The sequence below is a fragment of the Mycobacterium appelbergii genome (genome assembly GCF_032883035.1).
Classification (GTDB): Bacteria; Actinomycetota; Actinomycetes; order Mycobacteriales; family Mycobacteriaceae; genus Mycobacterium; species Mycobacterium appelbergii.
The window spans coordinates 216380-239088 of sequence record NZ_JAMQTH010000007.1; the positions used below are offsets into that span (position 1 = coordinate 216380).

The following is a 22709-nucleotide window of genomic DNA, read 5'->3' on the forward strand; positions in this document are numbered from 1 at the left end:
AGCATCGCCGTGGAACGCAGTCCTGCGAATCCGCCTTCGGACAGTGCAGACGGCTAGTCAGTCGTGACGTCGACCGCTCCAGCGGTTACTCAGGCGCAGCGCTACTGCGGTCGTGAGGCCGTACAGAAGATGCGCACTGAGGTCTTTACCGAGGGTCTTGGCGTCGTAGTCCCAGATCGGCCGGTAAAGCTTGGCGGGTGCGAGTACTGCGTACGACTGCAGCCACACCGCAGCACCTAAAACAAGCCCGTACCGGGCAGTGGGAGGGCCCAGCACGCCTTGGACCGTCCCGAGGACCGTGCCCCACCCGGCGCCTGTCGACCAGTGCACCACATTGTTGGTCACCCGCGCCTGCCGTGCTGGCAGGTCCCGGTGCAGGGTGCGTTCGATCACCAGCCTGCCGAACCTGGCCAGTGCGGGCGCGTCGGCCCAACCCTGCAATCCTGCCGACGTCTCCCAATCGACGAATCCACTCTGCCCGCCACCCCGGCGATACCGGTAGTACCAGAGCGCATCCATGGCCGCCGTGCCAGCAACGCCGGCGAGTGCCCCTCGCATCCCTGCGCCATGGAGTCTCACCGTGGAGCGGCTTGTGCCGCGGTGACAGATACGATCTGATGTTTCATCAACGGCTGATCGCTCTGGGTGCTGAAATCACCGATGCCGCACAGCACATTCAACTCGGGCATGTAGCCGCTGACATTTCCGGCCGGGATGTCGTAGGCGATCGCCCGGTAGCCCCACACCGTACGGGTGCTGCCGTCGCGGGCGAAGCTGGTGATGTCGATCAGGTCGAACTCCGTCAGGCCCCGCTCCGTCATATCGACCGCGTTCATGAACAGCAGGGTGCGAAGATTCTTTACTCCGCGGTAGCGATCGTTGTCGGAATAGATGGTGGTGTTCCACTGGTCGTGCGAGCGCACCGTCGACAGCATCAGCTTTCCTGCCGGCGGCACCACATCAGGCAGTGGTGACGCCCAGAACTCCGCGCGTCCGGTATCTGTCAGAAAGACCCGCTCCCTGGCGGGTTGACGGATGCGGAACCCCAGTGGCATGCGCACGCGCCGGTTGAAGTCTTCGAATCCGTCCAGAACCGCCGCCATGGTGTCGCGGATCCGGTCGTAGTCCTCGACGTAGGACTCCCACGGCGTTGCTGACTCCGGCAGCGTTGCGCGACCCATGCCGGCAACGATGGCGCACTCCGAAAGCAGTTGCGGCGACGCGGGTTTGCGCATGCCGTGCGACAGATGCACCATGCTCATCGAGTCTTCGACGCTGACACCCTGCTCGCCGCCAGGCCGAACATCCTTCTCAGTGCGGCCCAGGCACGGCAGGATCAATGCGGCCCGGCCGTGCACGAGATGGCTGCGGTTGAGTTTGGTGCTCACCTGCACCGTGAGGTCGGTGTTGCGCAACGCAGCGAAGGTGGCCTCGGTGTCCGGCGCGGCCATGACGAAGTTGCCGCCCATGCTGACGAACACCTTGACCGCACCGGCGCGCATGGCCTCGATGGTCGCCACCGTGTCGAGGCCATCTGCGCGGGGGGACGCGATGCGGCACACTTCGTCGAGACGGGCCAGGAAAGCGGCGGTCGGATGGTTGTCGATTCCGCAGGTGCGATTGCCCTGCACGTTGCTGTGCCCTCGGATCGGTGACGGTCCCGCGCCCTCGCGGCCGATATTGCCGCGTAGGAGAAGAAGATTGACGATCTCACGCACAGTGTCGACACCGTGCTCCTGCTGAGTCAAACCGAGACACCAGCTGATCACCGTCCGACTCGCCGCCAGATATCGGTCGGCCAGGTCGCGGATTTGGTGCTCGGGCACTGCGGACTGCTCGACGAGGTGCTCCCACGGTGTCGCGGCTACGTGGTCGCGGTAGGACTCGAAGTGCGCGGTGTGATTTCGGATGAACTGGTCATCGATCGCATGGGGCTCGGTCGCGGCGCGTTCCAGCACCGCCTTGGCCACTCCGCGCAGCAGCGCGAGATCACCACCGATGCGGGGTTGCACGTTCATGGTCCCGGTCCTGGTGGCATGAAACGTTGCCATGGTGGCGAATTCGTGTGGAACGATCGTGCGTCGCGACGCCGCTTCGATCAATGGATTAACGTGCACGATCTGCGCGCCGCGACGGTACGCCTCGGCCAGCGCCGTCAACATCCGTGGAGCGTTGGAGGCGGCATTGACCGCCATCACGATCAGCAGATCGGCCTGCTCCCAATCGTCGATGTCACACGTGCCCTTGCCGGTACCGATCGCCGCCTGCAACGCCCGCCCGGACGCCTCATGACACATGTTCGAGCAGTCGGGCAGGTTGTTGGTGCCGAACTCACGCACCCACAGCTGGTACAGGAACGTCGCCTCGTTGGACAGGCGCCCCGAGGTGTAGAACGACGCCTGGTGCGGGCTGTCCAATCCGCGCAACGTCGACCCGACAAGAGCGAACGCATCACCCCAGGAGATCGGTACATAGGTGTCGCTGGCGGGGTCATAGCTCATCGGCTCAGTCAGCCGTCCCTGATCCTCCAACGCGAAGTCGCTCCACCCAGATAACTCGGTGACGGTGTGCGAGGCGAAGAACGCGTGATCCACCTTCTTGCGGGTCATCTCCCAAGTGACGTGCTTGATGCCGTTCTCGCAAATGTCGAGGTGCAAGCCATTGCGATCATCGGGCCACGCACACCCGGGACAGTCGAATCCGCCGTTCTCGTGGTTCATCCTGAGGACAGCGTGCGGGCCCTTGATCGGCGCTCGCCCCTCCGCGAGAACGCGACCAACACTGCGCGCAGCACCCCATCCTGCGGACGGGGCGCGATCATCGTTCTGCGAGAACGAACCATCGCGATTTGGCCCCCGTCCCACCGCAGGACTGCCTGGCGCGCCGCGACCCAGATCGTCACCAGGCGAAAGCGGTTGCCGTGACATCGTTATGGTCTCCAGACTTCGCTGAGATGCATGCGCTAGGTGTTCTTCGCTGGCCGCCGGAATCGGCCCGTCAACTAGCGGGCCCGTCCTGCGTCAGGAGCAGACGGAGAACTGCAGCCTCACTGATACCGGGATCCTTGGTGGCGGTGAGCAGGGTCAGCGGCCGTTGCGTAGCAAGTTCCTTCAGCCGCGCCAGTGCGGCAGCGGGCACGGGAGCGCGTAACTCGTCGGTGTACCGACGGGTGAACTCACCGAACAACGTCGGGTCGTGGTGATACCAGTCGCGCAGCCCAGTTGAGGGAGCGATGTCCTTACACCAATCGTCGAGCTGCGCTCGGGCCTTACTGACGCCACGGGGCCACAGCCGATCCACCAATACGCGGGTGCCGTCGTCGGGCATCGGAGCATCGTAGATCCGGCGCACCTCCACTCGGCTCCGAATAGTCATGACACCTCGCTAACTTTCATCCATTCCGCCGCGCGGCCCGACCCCGCGTCACAAGCTGCCCGCCATCATCGTCGCGGACCGCCCCCGGGGGATCCGCCATCGGACAGTGCAATCGGCTAGTCATCCGCGCGCTGGGTCAACTGGCCGGTCCCGTGAGCAGCACACGATCGAGCTGGCTGCGCGAGGTGATACCGAGCTTGGTAAACACCTTGCTCAGGTGATATTGCACAGTGCGGGCGCTGATGAACAGCCGCGCACCGATCTCGGAGTTCGACAACCCGTCGCGGGCCAGTCGCGATACCTGCACTTCCTGCGCGGTGAGCTGGCGTTCCTTGGCCGCCGGGACGGTGCCTTCTTGTGTGCTGGCACCTGTGGCCTTCAGTTCTCGCCGGGCGCGCTCGGCAAAGCCGTTCATACCCATCGCCTCGAACATGTCGTGGGCCGTGCGCAGCTCGGTGCGGGCGGCGGTGCGGCGACGTTCTCGGCGCAGCCATTCCCCGTACAACAGATGGGCGCGCGCTAGTTCCGAGCGCGCGCGGGTTCGGCTTAGCAGCTCGATCGACTCTTGGTAAAGCACCTCGGCGCCCGCTCTATCACTGACAAGAGCGCGTGAGCGCGCGCACAAGCCCAACGCCCAATCGGTACCGCCGGCGCTGGTCATCTCGACGAATCGCGCGAGCGCCTGAGCCGCCGTATCGCTGGCTCCGCTTCGCGCCGCCGCTTCGATGAGCTCCACCAGCGCCCAATTCGACGAGCCGAGCTCGGACGGAAACCCGGCGGCACGTTCCGCTGCGTCGAGCGCTCGTCGATAGTCACCAATCCCGTTGTGCAGCAATGCCTCGGCCCACCAGGCCACAGTGATGCCGTTTCCTTCGCCGCGCGCCCGCACCTCAGCCTCGGTGCGTTGGATAAGTTCAATTGCGTTGTCGTAGTCACCGCGCAACGCTGCCAGACCCAAAGCGGCGTACGCTGCGAGACTGCTTTCTGTCGCCTCCTGTACGACCTGTAACTCATCGACAACCAGCGCGGCGGAGGAAAGTTCACCGAAGAACAGCAGTGCTATCGCGCGTGTACTGAGCGCCAGTGGCAGGTCACTCAAAGCGCCCGTGTCCCGGGTGAATTCGACGTGCCGTTTCGATACCTCGTGCAGGCGGTCGTCATCCCAGGCGAAGAAGGCCGCCGTGGACGCTAAGAAGAGCCAACTCAGCTGATCGCCTTGTAACGTCGCGCCGTCGAAGGTAACGAGTGCGCGGTGCAATGCGGGCTGAGCGCGAACGTAGCCGTGGATGTGGTGTGTCGTCAGCCAATCGAGGAGTAGATCCGGTGTCCCGGGCGGCCCGATCGAGGTTGGCGCCGCTTCCGCTGCACGCGCGACGTCAACCACGTTGCCTCCAACTGCGAGGCGGCCAGCGAACATGGCGGCGGTCATGGCATCTAGGTAGGTGGTGCGCGCCAGGGCCACATCGATCGGTCCAAGACGCTTGGCGGCCTTCAAGAGCAGTGGTGGGGCGTCGCTACCCCGGCTGGTTAGGAAGGCGAGCTGGGCGCGCACCAGGTCGGCGCGGGACTGCAGGAGGTCGCCGAGATGATCGGCCTCCGCCATCGCCAGTAGATCCAACGCCGACTCGAACGCGCCAGCTTGGACCTTGGCCGACGCTGCGGCCAGTGCGCGCTCTCCCCGTTTGGCCGGCTCAGTGGTGAGTGTCGCGGCGCGTTCGAGGAAAGCTGCTGCCGCGCCGATTCCACCGCGGGCTCGCGCGCGGTCGGCCGAGCGCTCGAGCTCGGCGGCGACGTCCTCGTCGGGGCCGGTCGCTGCGTTAGCGCGATGCCATGCGCGCCTGTCGGGATCCAAACCTGCATCGGTCGCGACAGCGAGCGCCCGGTGAACCAGTTGTCGGTCGTGTAGCGGAGCCGCACGATATGCCGCCGAACGTACGAGTGGATGGCGAAACTTCACCCGGGTTGCGAACGTCGCCAGCTCCGCCTCAGTCGCCGGTGCCGCCGCCTCGGGCCCGATTCCCAGCGCGTCGGCCGCCCGCCATATCAGCCCGGAATCGCCGGTGGGTTCAGCTGCGGCGAGCAACAAAAGGCGCCTCGTTTCGTCGGGTAACACCGCGATCCGGGACCTGAAGATCTCCTCCATCTCGGCCGATGGTCGCGCGGCACCGGGCAGACCGAATCCACCCGCAAGTGCGTCGGCGCTGAGTCCACGCGGTAACTCCAACAACGCCAGGGGGTTACCGCCGGTCTCTGCCACGATCTGGTCGCGTATACGTGGATCGAGCGGTGCGCTCAGTCCTGAGTTCAACAGGGCGTGGGCATCTTTCGGTCGTAGCCCTCTGACCACCAGGGCCGGAACGCCAGCGACGGCATCGCTGGGAAGCCGGGCAGCGAACACCAATCCGACGGCCTCGGTACCCAAGCGGCGCGCCACAAACTCCAGTACCTGCGCAGACGCGTTGTCCAGCCATTGCTGGTCGTCAACCAGACACAGGAGCGGCCGATCAGCTGCCACGACGGCCAACAGATTCAGTACCGCCAGTCCCACCAGGAACCGATCCGGCGGCGACCCTTCCGTCAATCCGAGTGCCGTGCAGAGTGCAGATCGCTGCGGTACCGGCAGCTCGTCGAGATGATCCAACATGGAGAAGCACAATTGATGCACTCCGGCGTAGGCCAATTCCATTTCCGATTGAACGCCGGCAGTTCGCGCAATACGACAGTGAGCGTTGGTCCCCAGATAGTCCAAGAGCGCGGTCTTGCCCACGCCCGCTTCCCCGCGGACTACCAGTGCCCGGCTCCCACCGGAACGCACAGCGTCGACAAGCTGATCGAGAATCGCGCACTCATCACGACGCCCGATCAACTCTCCCGCGAAACCATCGCCGGGAACCGCGCTGACCCGCACAAGCAGACCATAGTGGTTCTAGTCGAACTTTGCCGGTTGTTACTGGCTCGTGCGGCTTCCAACTTGGACAATCGCCACCCCCTGGTAGTCACACTCGCGACATCCATCGTTAGTCCGGCGACACGGAGCGCGCGCGCCGCTACCGTAAAGTTTGCTGAGCCGCCACTTTCGTGCTGACGTCTTGTCCGGAATCAGACAAAGCAACGGTGCCTGGTTTGGTAGTGGCTTCTTTTCGGCGTCCACTCGCACCGTCCGAGCCGTACCGATGCTTACGCGCGTCATGGTTATCGCACCGCTGTCAAGATCCTGACGTTCCCAAAAGTGTTCCCAACCGACATGAAAACGGCCCCCGGAGAGTTCTCCGAGGGCCGTTTTACCTAGTAGCGGGGACAGGATTCGAACCTGCGACCTCTGGGTTATGAGCCCAGCGAGCTACCGAGCTGCTCCACCCCGCGTTGGTAAATACAAGGTTACCGAAGCGGTGAGCAGACCTCCAAATCGGGTGATCAGCGGCGGTTTTTGGCCAGATTCGCCCATGAAACCGACCTCCGGACGGCACCCAAAAACCCCTGGCGGGTCGTGGCATTCGGCGACTGCCCCGGCGCCGGCTCCACGATCACGGCTCGAAGACCACACAAGGGCGCCAGGCCGTCCGGGAAGCCGCGGCGGGCATGCCCCGTCATGCCGTACCCGGTGCCGTCCCTGCGCGGCGGCTGGCCGGGTTCACGGGGCAGCTGGCCTCACCCGAGTGACGACACCGACCACTCCCCCGCCACACAAACGCAAAATCGCCCACCTTCGAGTGAAAGTGGGCGATTTTGCGTCTCTCGCGGAGAACTCGCTACTTGGCGGAGTCGTACTTCTTCATCGCGTCGTCGAGGCGCTGCAACGCCTCGCCGTACTGCGCGAAGTCACCGCTGCGCTGCGCTTCCTGCGCCGCCGACAACGCCGCCTGAACATCTTGCAGCGCCGCGGCTTTCGCCCCGGAAAGCTCCACCGGGCCGCCCGGCGGAACGGCGGCGGGCGGCGGCGCCTGGGGTGCGCGGCCGGCCTGATCGGCCGGCGGTGTCGTTGCCGCCTGCGGTTGGCCCGCGGGAGGCGTCTTGCCGCCGGGTAGGTCCGTCGGCGCCACATCCGTGGCCGTCGCACCGGCACCGGGACCGAACAACTCGGTCAGCGCATCACTGACCGTCGGGCCGTATCCGACCCGGTCGTTGTAGAGCATCGCCACCCGGATCAACCGGGGGTACGACGATGCCGCATCGCTGGCTCCCGGCGAGGCGTAGACCGGTGCCACATAGAGCAGACCGCCGTCAGCGACCGGAAGCGTCAGCAGGTTGCCCCATCTGATCCGGTTCTGATTGTCCCGCCCGATGACACCGAGATCCTGGCTGACCGCGGTATCGGTACTGATCGCGTTGAACGCCAGCTTGGGACCGTTGACCTGACCGGGAATGGTCAACACCGTGAGCTTGCCGTATGTGGCGGGATCAGAGCTCGCGCTGACGTAGGCCGCCAGGAAGTCACGCTGGAACCGGTTCATCGCACTGGTCAACTGGAATGACGACGAATTGTCGTTGGCCGCAAGGTTCTTCGCCACGATGTAGTACGGCGGCTGGTAGCTGCTGGCCGTCGGGTTCGGGTCGAGCGGCACATCCCAGAAGTCCGACGTGGAGAAGAACGTGACCGGGTTGTCCACGTGGTACTTGGCGAGCAGGGCCCGCTGCACCTTGAACAGATCCTCCGGGTAGCGCAGGTGCGCCTGCAGTTCCGGGGTGATGTCGCTCTTGGGCTTGACGGTGTCGGGGAACACCTTCATCCACGCCTGCAGCACCGGGTCCTGCTCGTCCTGCTCGTACAGCGTGACCGTGCCGTCGTAGGCATCGACCGTGGCCTTCACCGAGTTACGGATATAGGACACCTGCTTGTCCGGAGCCAACCGGTTGACCGCCACCTCATTGGAATCGGCGGTGGCGCTCGACAGCGTGGTCAACTGCGAGTACGGGTAGTTGTCCAGCGTGGTGTAACCGTCGACGATCCACACCATCCGCTTGTTGACGATCGCGGGGTACACGCTGGTGTCGGTGGTCAGCCATGGCGCCACCGCCTCCACCCGCTCAGCCGGGTCACGATTGAACAGAATCTTGCTCTGGTCACCGATCACGTTGGAGAACAGGAAGTTCCGCTCGGCGTACTTGGCCGCGAACACGCTGCGCGACAGCCAGCTCCCGACCGGCACCCCACCGCTGCCGGAGTAGGTGTAGTTCTTGGTCTCGGTGTTGGTCTCGTAGTCGTATTCGCGGTCGGCGCCGTTGCTGCCGACGATCGCGTAGTCGTCGGGGGTATTGGCGATCACCGGGCCGTAGTAGATACGCGGCTGGTCCAGCGGCGCGGGCCCCGGCGACACCACGGTGCCGTTGGCCCCGACCACACTGGCCATGAATTCCGGATAGCCACCGTTCTGGTTGGGGTCGTTGGCGATACCGCGCACCGTGTTGGCCGGGGACGCGATGAACCCGTTGCCGTGGGTGTACACCGTGTGCCGGTTGATCCAGTCACGCTGGTTGTCGATCAACCGGTCCGGGTTGAGTTCGCGGGCAGCCACCACGAAGTCCCGCAAGTTGCCGTCCGGGCCGGTGTAGCGGTCGATCGACAGCTGATCCGGGAAGTAGTAGAAGTTCTTGCCCTGCTGGAACTGTGTGAAGGCCGGGCTGACGATGGTGGGATCGAGCAACCGGATGTTCGACGTGGTCGCCCGATCGGCGGCAACCTGGGCGGCGGTCGTCTGATCGTTGACCTCGTAGTTGCGGTAGGTCACCACATCGTCGGTGAGCCCATAGGCCTGCCGGGTAGCCGTGATACTGCGGCTGATGTACTCGCTCTCCTTCTGCGCCGCGTTGGGCTTCACGCTGAACTGCTCGACGATCAGCGGCCAGCCGGCACCCACCACGAGCGAGCTCAACAGCAGCAGCACCACGCCGATCGCGGGAATCCGCAGATCCCGCAACACGATCGCCGAGAACACCGCGGCCGCACAGATCAGGGCGATCGCCAGCAGGATCAACTTGGCCGGCATCACCGCATTGATGTCGGTGTAACCGGCCCCGGTGAACGGTTTGGCCGCCCTGGTATTGCTGAGCAGTTCATAGCGATCCAGCCAGTAGGCGAACGCTTTGAGCAGGATCAGCGTGCCGATCAGGCTGACCAGTTGAATGCGTGCCGAGCGGCTCAGCGCGCCGGTACGACCGGCCAGCCGGATACCGCCGAACAGATAGTGGCCCAGCAGGTTGCCCACAAACGCCAGGAACACCGCGACGAACAGATAGCTGAGGACGAGGCGGTAGAACGGCAGATCGAACGCGTAGAAGCCGAGGTCCTTACCGAACTGTGGGTCGGCGACGCCGAAGCTGCCGCCGTGCAGGAACAGCTGCACCCGCACCCAGTAACTCTGCGCCACGATCCCGGCGAGCAGCCCGATGAACACGGGCACCCCGATGCCGAACAGCTTCAGCCGCGACATCACGGTGGTGCGGTACCGCGCCACCGGATCGTTGGGACCGGTGGCCGGGACGAACACCGGGCGGGTCCGGTAGGCCAATGCCAGGGCCGCGAACACGATCGCGCCGATCAGCACGGCGACCACCACGAACACGATGAGGCGGGTGGCCAGCACCGTGGTGAACACCGAGCGGTACCCCAACTCGCCAAACCACAGCCAGTCGACGTAAGCGTCGATGAATCTCGGCCCGATCAGTAGAAGCAGTACCGCAACCAAACCAAGTCCGATTAGAACCCGGCTTCGTCGCGTCAGCTTCGGCATCCTCGCCGCGGGCCGCATACCCACTCGTCAACTCCAGTCTCAGGTTCCCCGGTACTAAGGCTTGCCGCAGCCCGGCATGCCAGATTTCCCACAACTCTAGCCACCCGCGTCCCGCTGGTGTCTCAGCAGCGCGGAGGTTCGCCACCAGCGGAAAGCGTGTGCAGTGCATCGATGGCCTGGCTGAGGGTATCGACTTTGACCAACTCCAAGCCGTCCTCGTGCGCTGAACGGGCCTCGGTGCAGTTGTCCGCAGGTACCAGGAACACCGTGGCGCCGGCTTCGTGGGCGGCCAGGATCTTGTGGGTGATGCCACCGATCGAGCCGACGACACCGTCGCCCGTGATGGTGCCGGTGCCCGCGATGAACTTGCCGTCGTTGAGGTCGCCGGTGCTCAGCTTGTCGACGACGGCCAGGCTGAACATCAACCCTGCCGAGGGGCCACCGATGTTGGCCAGGTTGAAGTCGATGTCGAACGGGGCCCACGGCGCGTCGAGCACTCCCACCCCCAGGAAGCCGTAATCCCGGTCGGGATTGTCACCCAACGTGATGGTCGTGGTGCCCGGCGGCGCATTCTTGCGGCGGAAATCGATGACCAGGTCGTCGCCGGGCCTGGTCTCCTTCAGCAGCGCCTGGAACTCGTCGAGATTCGCGACCGGCTTGCCGTTGACCCCGTCGATGGCGTCACCGTCCTGCAGCTTGCCTGCCGACGGACCGGGGTCGGTCACGCTCTGGACGGTCACCGCAACGGGGTAGTTCAGATACGACAGCGCGGCGTATTCGGCGCTGTCCTCGGAGTTCTTGAAGTCGGTGCTGTTGGCCTCGTCGATCTCATCCTTGGATTTGTCCGGCGGATAGACCAGGTCGCGCGGCACCAGCTGCTCACGGCCCGACATCCACAGGGTCAACGCCTGCCCCAGGGTCAACCCGTCACGCTGGGACACCGTGGTCATGTTCAGGTGGCCGGAGGTGGGATGCACCTTGGCCTCGGGACCCTCGATGTCCACGACCTGTTTGCCTTCGACCTCACCGAGGGTGTTGAACGTCGGACCGGGACCCAACGACACGAAGGGCACCTTGACCACCGAGAGCAGCACGCCGAACGCCAGAATCGGCACCAGCGCAACCAGCAGCGTCATAATCCGCCTGTTCACGCCGCCCACAGTAAAGCCTGCCGTCGCGGGTTCACTGACAGCGTGACCCGCAACCTCACCGGCGCCGCCCATGGTGAGTACCGTTGAGCGTATGGCTGACCTGCCTTTCGGCTTCTCCGCCGGGGACGACCCCGAGCACGACAAACCCAAGAAGGATCCCGATTCGGGATCCGGATCGGGTGACGCCACCCCTGGCCCCGGATCGGATCCGTTCGGATTCGGCGGAGGCGCAGGTGGTTTCGACATGGGTGATCTCGGCCAGATCTTCACCAAGCTCGGCGAGATGTTCAGCGGTGCGGGTGCCATGGCACCCGGCGGCAAACAGTCCGGTCCGGTCAACTACGACCTGGCGCGGAAGTTGGCGTCCGATTCCATCGGGTTCGTCGCGCCGGTGCCCGAGCAGACCAAGGGCGCGGTCGCCGATGCGGTCCGGTTGGCCGAAACGTGGCTCGACGGTGTCACGCCGCTGCCTGCAGGCACCACCAAGGCGGTCGCGTGGTCTCCTGGCGACTGGCTCGACAACACGCTGGACACCTGGAAGCGATTGTGCGATCCGGTGGCCGAGCAGATCTCCACGGTGTGGGCCCAGTCGCTGCCCGAGGAAGCCAAGAGCATGGCCGGCCCGCTACTGGCGATGATGTCGCAGATGGGCGGCATGGCTTTCGGCTCGCAGCTCGGCCAGGCGCTGGGCAAGCTGTCCCGCGAAGTGCTGACCTCGACCGATATCGGCCTGCCGCTGGGCCCCAAAGGGGTCGCCGCGCTGATGCCCGAGGCGATCGAGTCACTGGCCGAAGGGCTGGAGCGGCCCCGCAGCGAGATCCTGACCTTCCTGGCCGCGCGCGAGGCGGCCCATCACCGGCTGTTCAGCCACGTCCCGTGGCTGCCGAGTCAGCTGCTCGGAGCGGTCGAGGCGTTCGCCAAGGGCATGAAGGTGGACATGTCCGGCATCGAGGAGCTCACCAGGGGGTTCAACCCGGCCTCGCTCAACGATCCGTCCGAAATGGAGCAGCTGCTCAACCAGGGCATCTTCGAGCCGAAGGCCACTCCTGAGCAGGAAGCGGCCCTGGACCGGCTGGAGACCCTGCTGGCCCTGATCGAAGGCTGGGTGCAGACGATCGTCACCGAGGCCCTGGGCGAACGCATCCCCGGCACCTCGGCGTTGTCGGAAACCCTGCGTCGACGCCGGGCCACCGGCGGACCCGCCGAGCAGACCTTCGCGACCCTGGTGGGCCTGGAGTTGCGGCCCCGCAAACTGCGCGAAGCCGCAGCGCTGTGGGAGCGGTTGACCGAGGCGGTCGGCGCCGACGCCCGCGACGGTGTGTGGCAACACCCCGACCTGCTGCCCAACTCGGCCGATCTCGACGAGCCCGCAGCCTTCATCGACCGGATGATCGGCGGGGACACCAGCGGCATCGACAGCGCGTTCGAGCAGGCCATCGCTGACCTGGAGAAAGAACAGGGCGACGAGGGCGAACGCCCGGATTCCTGAGGGTCACAGTTCGGTAATCGAAAAATCGCCGTGCGCTGCCGAAGCGTTCAAGGATTCGGTGCGTTCACCCGGGCATGACCGAATCTCCCGCCGTCCAGTCCGACCCCGCCGTCCAGTCCGACCCACACCAACAGCTGTCCGGCATGCTGTTCGGTTACTGGGTCAGCCAGGCGCTACGCACCATTGCCGACCTGTCGATCGCCGACCACCTCGCCGGTGGTGCGTTGACCGCTGACGAGTTGGCAGCACGTGAAGGAACTGCGCCGGACACCACGTACCGGCTCATGCGTGCCGCCGTCGGCTTGGGTCTGCTGACCGCCGACGGCGGCGGCCGATTCCACCCCACGCCGCTGCTGGATCCCTTGCGCTCCGACCATCCGCAATCGTTGCGCCCCCTGGTGATGGCGCTGACCAGCTCATCGCACTGGCTGCCCTGGCGCGACTTCTCCACCGCGGTGCGCAGTGGTCAGAGTCAGGTCAAGGCCACGTTCGGGATGAATGTGTTCGAGTATTTCGACCAGCATCCGGCCGAACAACGCGAGTTCTCCGCGGGGATGAGCAGTCTGACGACGCTGTGGGGCGGCGGGGTCGTTCCCTTCATCGACACGGCCACGGTCAAACTCGCCGTCGACATCGGCGGCGCCAACGGAACCTTTCTGCACAGCCTGCAAGAAGCCAACCCCGAGCTGCACGGGATCATCTTCGACCGGCCGACCGTGGCGGCCGACGTCGCCGCTCAGCTGGCCCGATCCCCGTTCGCGGACCGCACCGAGGTGGTAGGCGGTGACTTTTTCGACTCGGTGCCGGCGGCCGACCTGTACCTGCTGAAGTTCATCCTGCACGACTGGAACGATGCGGCCTGCGTCGCGATCCTGCGGCGCTGCCGCGAGGCGATGCTGCCCGGCGGCCGGATAGCGATCATCGAACTCGTGATCGGTGACCTTCATGACCCGGGTGTCGGGGCGCTCATGGACCTGGACATGCTGGCGATGACCGACGGCGGCAGGGAACGCTCGGTGGCCGAATTCGACGTGCTGTTGGCCGCGGCGGGGCTTCGACGCACCTCCGTGCAGACCACCGGCTCACCGCATCACCTCATCGAAGCCGTTGCCTGCTGAGGCCTGTGGATAACTGACGGGCCGCTGTGCCGCCGCGTGGCAGAGTCATCGCATGGCAATGCGGTACGTCCTCGCTCCCGGTCGGCCCGTACTGCTCCGTCCCGACGAGACGGTCCAGGTGGGCTGGGACCCGCGGCGCGCAGTGGTGGTGCACCCGCCGGCCGGGATGACCCGGAACCACGTGGCCGAACTGCTGCGCATTCTGCAGGACGGTGTGACCCACGCCGAGTTGCACACGGCGGCGGCACAGCTCGGTGTCCGAGGTGCGACCGTCGACGAGTTGCTCGCGGCACTGACCGGGACCGGGTTGCTCAGCATCCCGCCGTCCCGGCGGCTGCGGGCGGCATCGATTCGCATCCACGGTCGCGGACCACTCTCGGAACTGTTGTCCGGGGCGCTGCGGTGTTCGGGCGCCCGGGTCAAGTGCACCGCCCGCCCCCACGCCAGGGTGATCCCGCAGAACACCGACCTGGTGGTGCTGGCCGATGAGCTGATTGCCGAACCGCACGTGGTTCGCGACCTGCATCACGCCGGTGTCGCGCACCTGGCAGTGCGGGTCCGCGACGGCACCGGACTGGTGGGGCCCCTGGTGATCCCCGGTGTGACAAGTTGCCTGCAATGCGCCGACCTGCACCGCAGTGACCGGGATGCGGCGTGGCCCGCGATCGCCGCCCAATTGCGCGGCGCGGTCGGCAGCGCCGACCGGTCCACGATCCTGGCCACCGCGGCACTCGCGCTCAACCAGGTCGATCTGGTGATCCGGGCTGTCCGCGACGCGGACGACCCGCGGCATGCGCCCGAACCACCTCCGACCCTGGACACCACACTGGAACTGGACGCCAACGGCTACGGGGTCATCGCGCGCCGCTGGTCACGCCACCCCGCGTGCCCGTGCCGCACACGGATGTAGCCAGTTACTCGCGGCACGTTCAGCAGCGTCATGGATGATGGTCTCGTGTCTGACATCAAACGGGGAAGCGTCGCCCGGAACGCAAAACTGGCCAGCCTGCCCGTGGGCATGGCCGGTCGGGCCGCGTTGGGCCTCGGCAAACGCCTCACCGGCAAGTCCAAGGACGACGTCACTGCCGAGTTGATGGACAAGGCAGCACAGCAATTGTTCACCGTGCTGGGCGAGCTCAAGGGCGGCGCCATGAAGGTCGGACAGGCGCTGTCGGTGTTGGAGGCCGCGATCCCGGAGCAGTACGGCAAACCGTATCGCGAGGCGCTGACGAAATTGCAGCGCGAAGCTCCGCCGCTGCCTGCGGCCAAGGTGCACCGGGTGCTCGACGCACAACTCGGCACGAAATGGCGGGAGCGGTTCACCTCGTTCGACGACACTCCGGTGGCCTCGGCCAGCATCGGTCAGGTGCACAAAGCAGTGTGGTCCGACGGGCGTGAGGTGGCTGTCAAGATCCAGTACCCGGGCGCCGACGAAGCACTGCGCGCCGACCTCAAGTCAATCCAGCGGATGGTCGGGGTGTTCAAGCAACTGGCCCCCGGCGCCGACATCCAGGGCATCGTCGACGAATTGCTCGAACGCACCGAGATGGAACTGGACTACCGGCTGGAGGCCGACAACCAGCGTGCGTTCGCCAAGGCTTACCGCGACGATCCGCACTTCGCCGTGCCCGCCGTGATCGCCAGCGCCCCCAAGGTCGTCATCGCCGAATGGATGGACGGCATCCCGATGTCGGTGATCATCCGCGAGGGCACCCCCGAGCAGCGCGATCTGATGGGCACCCGGCTCACGGAGTTGACGTTCGGTGCTCCGGGGCGGCTGGAGATGATGCACGGCGACGCCCACCCCGGGAACTTCATGCTGTTACCCGACGGCCGGATGGGCGTCATCGACTTCGGTGCGGTGGCCCCGATGCCGGGCGGCTTCCCGGTCTCCCTCGGTGCAACGATCCGCCTGGCCCGCGACAAGAACTACGACGAGCTGCTGCCTGCGATGGAATCCGCCGGGTTCATCCAGAAGGGTCAACAGGTTTCGATCCAGGAGATCGACGACATGCTGCGCCAGTACGTCGAACCGGTCGAGGTCGAGGTGTTCCACTACACCCGCACCTGGATCCGGCGGATGGCGGCGGGCCAGCTGGACAATTCCGTGGCGCTGATCAAGATGGCACGTCAACTCGACCTACCTGCGCCCCTGGCAATTCCGCTGCGGGTGATCGCATCGACCACCGCCATCTGCAGCCAGCTCGACGCGCATGTGCCCGTCAAAGCGATTGCCACCGAGCTGGTTCCAGGCTTCGCCGAAGAAGCCGCCTGAGTTCATCCTGCACTCAGGGCGCGCTTCTCTCGAAGTTGCGCGCCCTGAGTGCAGATTCGATGCAGGCGCCGGTATCAGGCAGCTGCCGGGTTCGGGCCCGTGTGCTTGCGCGGACGCCCACGCGGGCGCTTGCGGGCCACGATGGTGCCGCGGTCGAGGATCTCGCCGCCCCACACACCCCACGGCTCCCCCCGCTCCAGCGCATCCGCCAGGCACTGCGTGCGGATCGGGCACTCGGCGCACAGCGCCTTGGCCCGTTCCAGCTCGATCGGGCTTTCGGCGAACCAGAGGTCGGGATCTCCGACATGACACGGCACATCCAGCAGCCTGTTGTTGCATGTCACCGACGCGACGCTCATCCCCTGAGCGCTCATCGCAATTGACATGTGCTTAACCCCTACTTCCTGGTCGTTGTTACTGCCATCTGTCTGCTGATGGATCTGAGACCAGGTAATCGGGGATTTCTGACTCCCGAAAAACTATGGCCACGGATCCGGGTGACTGCGGGTCCGTGGCCATTGGGCTAATCGTGAGCTCTCCTAGATGAGGCTCCGATCCACGGACGCGCCAGTCGCGGCGGCGGGGCGGCGCTTACGCTGCGGTGCAATGGCAGCGGCGGCGCTGGCACCGGCCGGTGCCGCATGCGCGGAACGCACCGGAGGCGCCGCTACGGCGACGGGACGGAGGTTCCACGGCATGGCTGCATCAATGCGTGCAGCGCTTGCGGCACCAAAGCCAGTGATTGCGAAATTGCTATCCATGATTGCGGGCACCCTCCTTCCGTCTCGTCGCCAGAGTTGTGATCTTGAGGTTAGAGCCTAACAGCAGGACCGCACAACCTATTTTCTACCTGCGGTTTTGGCATGATCTTTACGAATTTTGGCGGCCCTTCACCAGTGCAAGGACATCCGGCCCGTACTGCTCAAGCTTGCGTGCGCCGATCCCGGGGATGGCCACCAGCGCGGCCTCGTCGGCGGGCAGCGACTCGGCGATCGCGATCAAGGTGTTGTCGGTGAACACCACGAAGGCCGGCACTTTCATCTCCTTGGAGATGCGCAGCCGCCAGTCCTTGAGCTCGGCGAGCAGGGCCTCGTCGAGGTTCGACGGACAGGTCTCGCAGCGCCGCAGCATGATCGCCGACGACGTGGTGAGGGTGGCGTTGCACACCCGGCACCGGGGCGCGGGCCCGCGCCCCTTGCGTGACCGGTCGGGCGCGGTCGGTTTACTGCTCGATGACTGCGGTGCGATCCCGTTGAGAAAGCGCGACGGCCGTCGGCCCTGACGGCCACCCGGTGCCCGGGCCAACGCCCAACTCAGCGCCAAATGCACTCGGGCCCTGGTGACTCCGACGTAGAGCAGGCGACGCTCCTCCTCCACCGGCTCACTGTCGGGGCCGTGCGTGAGCGCATGCGATATCGGCAGCGTGCCGTCGGCGAGCCCGACCAGGAACACCGCATCCCACTCCAGGCCCTTGGCGGCATGCAACGACGCCAACGTCACGCCCTGCACCACCGGTGGATGCCGCGCATCGGCACGCTGACGCAGTTCGGTGGTCAGTGCCCGCAGGTCCAGCTCGGGCCGTAGCGCCACCTCCTCGTCGACCAGCTCGGCCAGTGCGGCCAGCGCCTCCCAACGTTCGCGGGCCTTGGTGCCCGCCGGTGGTTCCGCGGTGAGCCCGAGTGGTTCGAGCAGTTCGCGCACAAGCCCGGGCAGGTCGGTCTGTTCGTCACTGACATCACGATCGGCGCTGCGGCGCAACGCCACCAGCGCCTGACGGATTTCCTGACGGCTGAAGAAGCCCTCCCCGCCGCGGACCTGGAAAGCGATATTTGCCCCGGTGAGCGCTTCCTCGTATACCTCGGACTGGGCGTTGATGCGGTACAGCACCGCGATTTCAGCAGGCGCCGTTCCCGATTCGATCAACTTCTTGATCGACTTGGCCACTGCAGCGGCCTCCGCGACCTCGTCGGAATACTCGGAGAAGGTCGGCGTCGGACCGGGATCGCGCTGGCCGATCAGATGCAGCTTGCTGCCCGCCATCCGGCCGCGGGCCGCGGCGATCACCTGGTTCGCCAGCGACACCACCTGGGGGGTGGAGCGGTAGTCGCGCTCCAGGCGCACCACGGCGGCGTCGGGGAACCGCCGGGAGAAATCCAGCAGATAACGCGGGGTGGCCCCGGTGAACGAATAGATGGTCTGGTTGGCGTCACCGACCACGGTGAGATCGTCACGGTCGCCGAGCCAGGCGTCGAGCACCCGTTGCTGCAGCGGCGTGACGTCCTGATATTCGTCGACGACGAAGCAGCGGTACCGGTCCCGGAACTCCTGGGCCACCCCGGGATCGTTCTCGATGGCAGCGGCGGTGTGCAGCAGCAGATCATCGAAGTCCAGCAGGGCCGAGCCGTCGCGGCGCGCCTTGAGTGTCTCGTACCCGGCGTAGACAGCGGCGATCTTGGCCGCGTCGAAAGGGATGTCCCGGCCGGCCTGTGCCACCGCGGCTCCGTAAGCCTCCGGGGTGATCAAAGAAGCCTTGGCCCATTCGATTTCGCCGGCGAGATCACGCACGTCGTCGGTGCTGGTCTGCATCCCGGACCGGTTCGCGGCCTGGGCCACCACGGCGAACTTGCTGTCGAGCAGTTCCCACCCGGTGTCGCCGACCAGCCGCGGCCAGAAGTACTGCAGCTGCCTGCGCGCGGCGGCGTGGAACGTCACCGCCTGCACGGCACCGGTGCCCACACCGGACTCCTGACCCAGCGCACGCAGCCGCCCACGCATCTCCCCGGCGGCCCGCGCCGTGAACGTCACTGCGAGCACCTGGCTGGCCGCGACGTGCCCGCCTGCGACCAGATGTGCGATGCGCCGCGTAATGGTGCGGGTCTTGCCCGTGCCCGCACCGGCGAGCACGCACACCGGGCCGCGGGCGGCGAGCACCGCCTCGCGCTGCTCGTCGTCGAGATCGTCCAGGGTTGGAGTGGGAGCCTCTAACGGCATGGCGTCCATGATGGCAGGGCCACCCGACAGACCCGACCGCCCGCCTACTGCTGCCCGGCGAGCCACTCGTCGAACGTGGTCGGCGCGATGCGGGCACCGGCACCGGGCAGCAGTGCATTACCCGACATTTCCACCCCGAATATCGATGACCACGTCGGCACCAGTGTCACCGTGCGGCCGCGCGCGGCCAGGGTCCGTCGCGCCATGTCGACGAGGTCCTGCGGCCGCGGACCGGCGACATCGGCATAGCGGCCCTGCGGGGCGTCGGCAACGATCTCGGCGAGGATGTCGGCCACGTCGTCCGGCGCGATCGGTTGTACGAGCAGGGGCGCGATCGGCGCGGTGCCATCCTGTTCGACCCAGCTGACCACCATCTCGGCGAAATCGTGGAACTGGGTGGCGGGCACGACCGTCCAGGGCACCGAACTGGCGGTGACCAGGCGTTCCTGTTCCCGCTTGGCGGCATAGTGCGGATTCCCCTCGATGCCATGGATCCCGACGATCGAGAGCAGCACATGATGGCCGACGCCTGCGCGCTGTTCAGCAGCGAGCAGGTTGCGGGTCGCAGTGCCCAGGTAGTCCACGGTGGCATCGCGGTCTGCGGGAGGCGCGCTGATCACGTCGAGGACCGCCTGCACCCCGGCCAGCGCCGCATCGAGACCGTCGCCGGTGGACAGGTCCACACCACGTGAGCGACTGATGGGCACGACCTCGTGGCCGGCCTGTTCCAGAGCCGCCACGGCGCGTGCGCCGATATTTCCGGTGGCCCCTGCCACTGCGATCCGCATGATGTCTCCGTTCGTTGGACTATCTCGGACTATAGAGGTCCGTAATATCTGCAATAAGGTGAGTGGTGTGAAACTTCCCGTGGCCACCGAGTGGGCGCTGCACTGCGCGACGTCGCTGGCCCAGCTGGAGCCGGGCACGACGGCATCGGCAGCCGATCTCGCCGAGTACTTCGACCTGCCCGCGGCCTACCTCGCCAAGCAGCTGCAGGCATTGACCCGCGCCGGGGTGCTGGCCGCGACCACCGGCCCGCGCGGCGGCTTCCGGCTCGGCAGGGCAGCCGCCGAGATCTCGATGCTGCAGATTGTCGAGGCGGTCGACGGTGCGGCCGCGCCCTATGAATGCCGCGAGATCCGCCAGCAGGGTCGCGGCGCACTACCGACCAGCTGGTGCCGGCACGAATGCATTCTCGCGGTGAAAATGGCTGATGCTCACCAGGCTTGGCGCGCCAGCCTCCACGGCGTCACACTGGCCGACATCCTCGCCGATCTGCCCGCCACGGCGCCGGCGCGCACCCGGTCACTGTTGGGTAAACGAGGCCCGTAGCCGCTCAGATGTCCAGCCCGCCGCGTGCCACGAGCTGTTTGGCGATGACATTGCGCTGAATCTCGTTGGTGCCCTCGCCGACGATCATCAACGGCGCGTCACGGAAGTAACGCTCCACGTCGTACTCGGTCGAGTAGCCGTAGCCCCCGTGCACCCGCACCGCGTCCAGCGCAATCTGCATCGCGGCTTCCGACGCGAACAGCTTGGCCATCCCCGCCTCCATATCGCAGCGCTCCCCCGCGTCGAACTTCTCTGCCGCGCTCAGCAACAGTGACCGGGCGGCGTACAGCTTGGTCCCCATGTCGGCCAACAAGTTTCCCACCGACTGGTGCTGCCAGATGGGTTTACCGAAGCTTTCCCGGTCCTGGGCGTAGCGCAGCGCGTCCTCGAACGCGGCGCGAGCCACCCCGGTGGCCCGGGCGGCGACCTGCAGCCGGCCGACCTCAAGGCCCTTCATCATCTGCGCGAACCCACGGCCCTCCTCGGTGCCCAGTAGCGCATCCGCGGGCACCTGGCAGTCGGTGAAGTTGAGCTCGCAGCTCTCCACGCCCTTGTAACCCAGCTTGGGCAGGTCCTTGGAGATCTCGAATCCCGGAAGTTTCTCCACCAGCAGGATCGACACCCCCCGGTGCGGAGGTTGGGCATCCGGATCCGTCTTACACAGCAGGGCAACAAGATCCGAATGCCGTGCGTTGGAGATCCAGGTCTTGGACCCGTTGATCACGTACCCGTCCGCGGTCCTGCGTGCGACAGTCCGCATGGCCTGCAGATCCGATCCGCCACCAGGTTCGGTGAGTGCCATGGTGGCGCGCAGCTCACCGGTGGCCATCCGCGGCAGGTACTTCTGTTGCTGTTCCTCGGTGCCGAACAGCAACAGCAGCTTGGACACCACGGTGTGCCCGCCCATCGCACCGGCCAGGCTCATCCAGCCGCGGGCGAGTTCTTCGGCCACCTGCACATAGCAGGGCATGGAGACGGCGCCGAACCCGTGGGGTTCGGGTATCGCCAGGCCGAAAATGCCCATGTCCTTCATGGTTTCGATCAGCGCTTCAGGATAGGTATTGGTGTGTTCGAGATCCCGGACGACCGGTTTGACCTGTTTGTCAACGAACTCGCGGACCGTCTTCACGATCGCGTCTTCTTCGGTCGTCAGTTTCATCGAGGGTCTCCTGTGCGCGTGCTGTCGGTGCCGGTGATCAGGGCCCACAGTCGCTGATCCCCTGCCACAGTGGCATATTCGGTCAGCGTGTCGTCCCAGTGCTGCACGGAGCCGTACTCGGACCGCCACGACAACGCCGGTTTGGTGAACTCGTGCAGGCGATGCTCGAGCGTGGTGCCGATGGCGCCGTGCACCTGATGGCCGTTGCGCACCACGACCGATGCCGCGTGGCCGGTGCACGAACGTGCGACGGCAACAAGGAAATCCAGGTTCTCCGACTTCCAGTCGGTGCGCAACGCCTCGGCGAGTGCACCGTCGGTCGCGGCCCGGGCGAGCGCCGCTTCGGCGGCAATGTCGGCGACCAGGTGCTGCACGGCCTGGAATTTGGCCAGCGGCCTGCCGAATTGGATGCGCTCGGTCGCGTGCCTCACCGACAGGGCCAGAATCCGGTCCAGCACGCCGCACAGCTGGATGGCCCGCACCAGGGCGGCCCGCAACTGCCACTGCCCGATGACCGGGTCGGGCACCGGGGTGCCGTTCAGCGCCGCGAGGTCGACGCAGACGTCGTCGCGTGGCTCACCGGCGCCATTGCGGCCTGCGGTGAACGACAGTGCAGCCGTGTCGATGTCAGCCACCCGGTAGGTCTGTCCGTCATGCCAGATGACGACGACGCGCTGCGATGTCGCGACCCAGGGAACCCCGGCGGCACGGCCGCCCGCGTCGAGCAGGCACGCAGTGCGCCGCTGCGCGTCCACCGGTAGCCCGGCCACCTCCAGCAGCCAGCACGCCAACAGATCGTGCTCGGCCAGCGGCGCATACACGCCGTGCCACGCGGCAGACCGCAGCAGTTCGGCGGCCTCGGACCAACCTGCTCCGCTGCCACCGGACTCCTCGGACCCGGTGAGCCGCACCAGGCCGAGTTCGCTGAGTTGCTGCCACAATTCGTCCAGACCCTCGGCCGGGCCGTGGGACTCACGATGCGCGGCGAACACCGCGGACATCATCGCGACCAGATCGGGGTCGACAGTCGGTGCACCCATCATGGCCTTCTCTTCTTCGCGCAAGCGCTCATCAGCTCCAGTCTCTTCTTC

16 protein-coding genes and 1 tRNA gene are annotated in these 22709 nt (G+C 66.1%); 5 read left to right on the forward strand and 12 right to left on the reverse strand.

Annotated features, from left to right (window positions below):
* Positions 1–57: 57 nt before the first annotated feature.
* The 7 genes from M1247_RS17760 to M1247_RS17790 form a co-directional block, all read right to left on the reverse strand.
* Entirely contained in the window at positions 58–558 is a 501-nt protein-coding gene (locus tag M1247_RS17760; RefSeq protein WP_317157680.1) for a hypothetical protein, read from the reverse strand.
* A 17-nt stretch (positions 559–575) separates the two neighbouring features.
* Positions 576–2927, reverse strand: coding sequence for an FdhF/YdeP family oxidoreductase (locus M1247_RS17765; RefSeq protein ID WP_317157681.1), 2352 nt, complete (start codon positions 2925–2927; stop codon positions 576–578).
* A 70-nt stretch (positions 2928–2997) separates the two neighbouring features.
* Positions 2998–3375 (reverse strand): DUF488 domain-containing protein, encoded by a 378-nt coding sequence (locus M1247_RS17770; RefSeq protein WP_317157682.1) that lies wholly within the window; start codon positions 3373–3375, stop codon positions 2998–3000.
* A gap of 136 nt (positions 3376–3511) precedes the next feature.
* Entirely contained in the window at positions 3512–6283 is a 2772-nt protein-coding gene (locus M1247_RS17775) for a helix-turn-helix transcriptional regulator (RefSeq protein ID WP_317157683.1), read from the reverse strand.
* A 381-nt stretch (positions 6284–6664) separates the two neighbouring features.
* A tRNA-Met gene (locus M1247_RS17780) sits at positions 6665–6738 on the reverse strand.
* Positions 6739–7124: 386 nt separating this feature from the next.
* Positions 7125–10127, reverse strand: coding sequence for a UPF0182 family protein (locus M1247_RS17785; RefSeq protein ID WP_317157684.1), 3003 nt, complete (start codon positions 10125–10127; stop codon positions 7125–7127).
* A 98-nt stretch (positions 10128–10225) separates the two neighbouring features.
* The gene (locus tag M1247_RS17790; protein WP_317157685.1) at positions 10226–11254 is read right to left on the reverse strand and encodes a YlbL family protein; all 1029 of its coding nucleotides are present in this window, start codon (positions 11252–11254) and stop codon (positions 10226–10228) included.
* A 91-nt stretch (positions 11255–11345) separates the two neighbouring features.
* Between M1247_RS17790 and M1247_RS17795 the strand changes: the two genes are divergently transcribed.
* The 4 genes from M1247_RS17795 to M1247_RS17810 all read left to right on the forward strand — a co-directional run bounded on the left by M1247_RS17795 (position 11346) and on the right by M1247_RS17810 (position 16136).
* The gene (locus M1247_RS17795; RefSeq protein ID WP_458695231.1) at positions 11346–12743 is read left to right on the forward strand and encodes a zinc-dependent metalloprotease; all 1398 of its coding nucleotides are present in this window, start codon (positions 11346–11348) and stop codon (positions 12741–12743) included.
* A gap of 74 nt (positions 12744–12817) precedes the next feature.
* Entirely contained in the window at positions 12818–13861 is a 1044-nt protein-coding gene (locus M1247_RS17800) for a methyltransferase (RefSeq protein WP_317157686.1), read from the forward strand.
* Between the two features lie 52 nt (positions 13862–13913).
* A complete protein-coding gene (locus M1247_RS17805; RefSeq protein ID WP_317157687.1) occupies positions 13914–14771 on the forward strand; it encodes a bacteriocin biosynthesis cyclodehydratase domain-containing protein in 858 nt (285 codons plus the stop codon).
* Positions 14772–14801: 30 nt separating this feature from the next.
* Entirely contained in the window at positions 14802–16136 is a 1335-nt protein-coding gene (locus tag M1247_RS17810; RefSeq protein ID WP_317157688.1) for a macrolide-binding ATPase MABP-1, read from the forward strand.
* Positions 16137–16210: 74 nt separating this feature from the next.
* Here the strand turns inward: M1247_RS17810 and M1247_RS17815 are convergent, their stop codons facing one another.
* The 3 genes from M1247_RS17815 to M1247_RS17825 all read right to left on the reverse strand — a co-directional run bounded on the left by M1247_RS17815 (position 16211) and on the right by M1247_RS17825 (position 19915).
* A complete protein-coding gene (locus tag M1247_RS17815) occupies positions 16211–16495 on the reverse strand; it encodes a WhiB family transcriptional regulator (protein WP_317157895.1) in 285 nt (94 codons plus the stop codon).
* 511 nt (positions 16496–17006) lie between these two features.
* The gene (locus tag M1247_RS17820; RefSeq protein ID WP_458695232.1) at positions 17007–19136 is read right to left on the reverse strand and encodes an ATP-dependent DNA helicase UvrD2; all 2130 of its coding nucleotides are present in this window, start codon (positions 19134–19136) and stop codon (positions 17007–17009) included.
* A gap of 35 nt (positions 19137–19171) precedes the next feature.
* The gene (locus M1247_RS17825; RefSeq protein ID WP_317157690.1) at positions 19172–19915 is read right to left on the reverse strand and encodes an SDR family oxidoreductase; all 744 of its coding nucleotides are present in this window, start codon (positions 19913–19915) and stop codon (positions 19172–19174) included.
* A gap of 67 nt (positions 19916–19982) precedes the next feature.
* Here M1247_RS17825 and M1247_RS17830 point away from each other — a divergent pair, with 67 nt between their 5' ends.
* Complete coding sequence (locus M1247_RS17830; RefSeq protein ID WP_317157691.1) at positions 19983–20459, forward strand: RrF2 family transcriptional regulator; 477 nt, start codon at positions 19983–19985, stop codon at positions 20457–20459.
* Positions 20460–20463: 4 nt separating this feature from the next.
* Here M1247_RS17830 and M1247_RS17835 read toward each other — a convergent pair whose 3' ends face one another.
* The gene (locus M1247_RS17835; protein ID WP_317157692.1) at positions 20464–21618 is read right to left on the reverse strand and encodes an acyl-CoA dehydrogenase family protein; all 1155 of its coding nucleotides are present in this window, start codon (positions 21616–21618) and stop codon (positions 20464–20466) included.
* Positions 21615–22658: an acyl-CoA dehydrogenase family protein gene (locus M1247_RS17840; protein ID WP_317157896.1), complete on the reverse strand. Its 1044-nt coding sequence runs from the start codon at positions 22656–22658 to the stop codon at positions 21615–21617. The genes M1247_RS17835 and M1247_RS17840 overlap by 4 nt, the downstream gene beginning before the upstream one ends.
* Between the last annotated feature and the right edge of the window lie 51 nt (positions 22659–22709).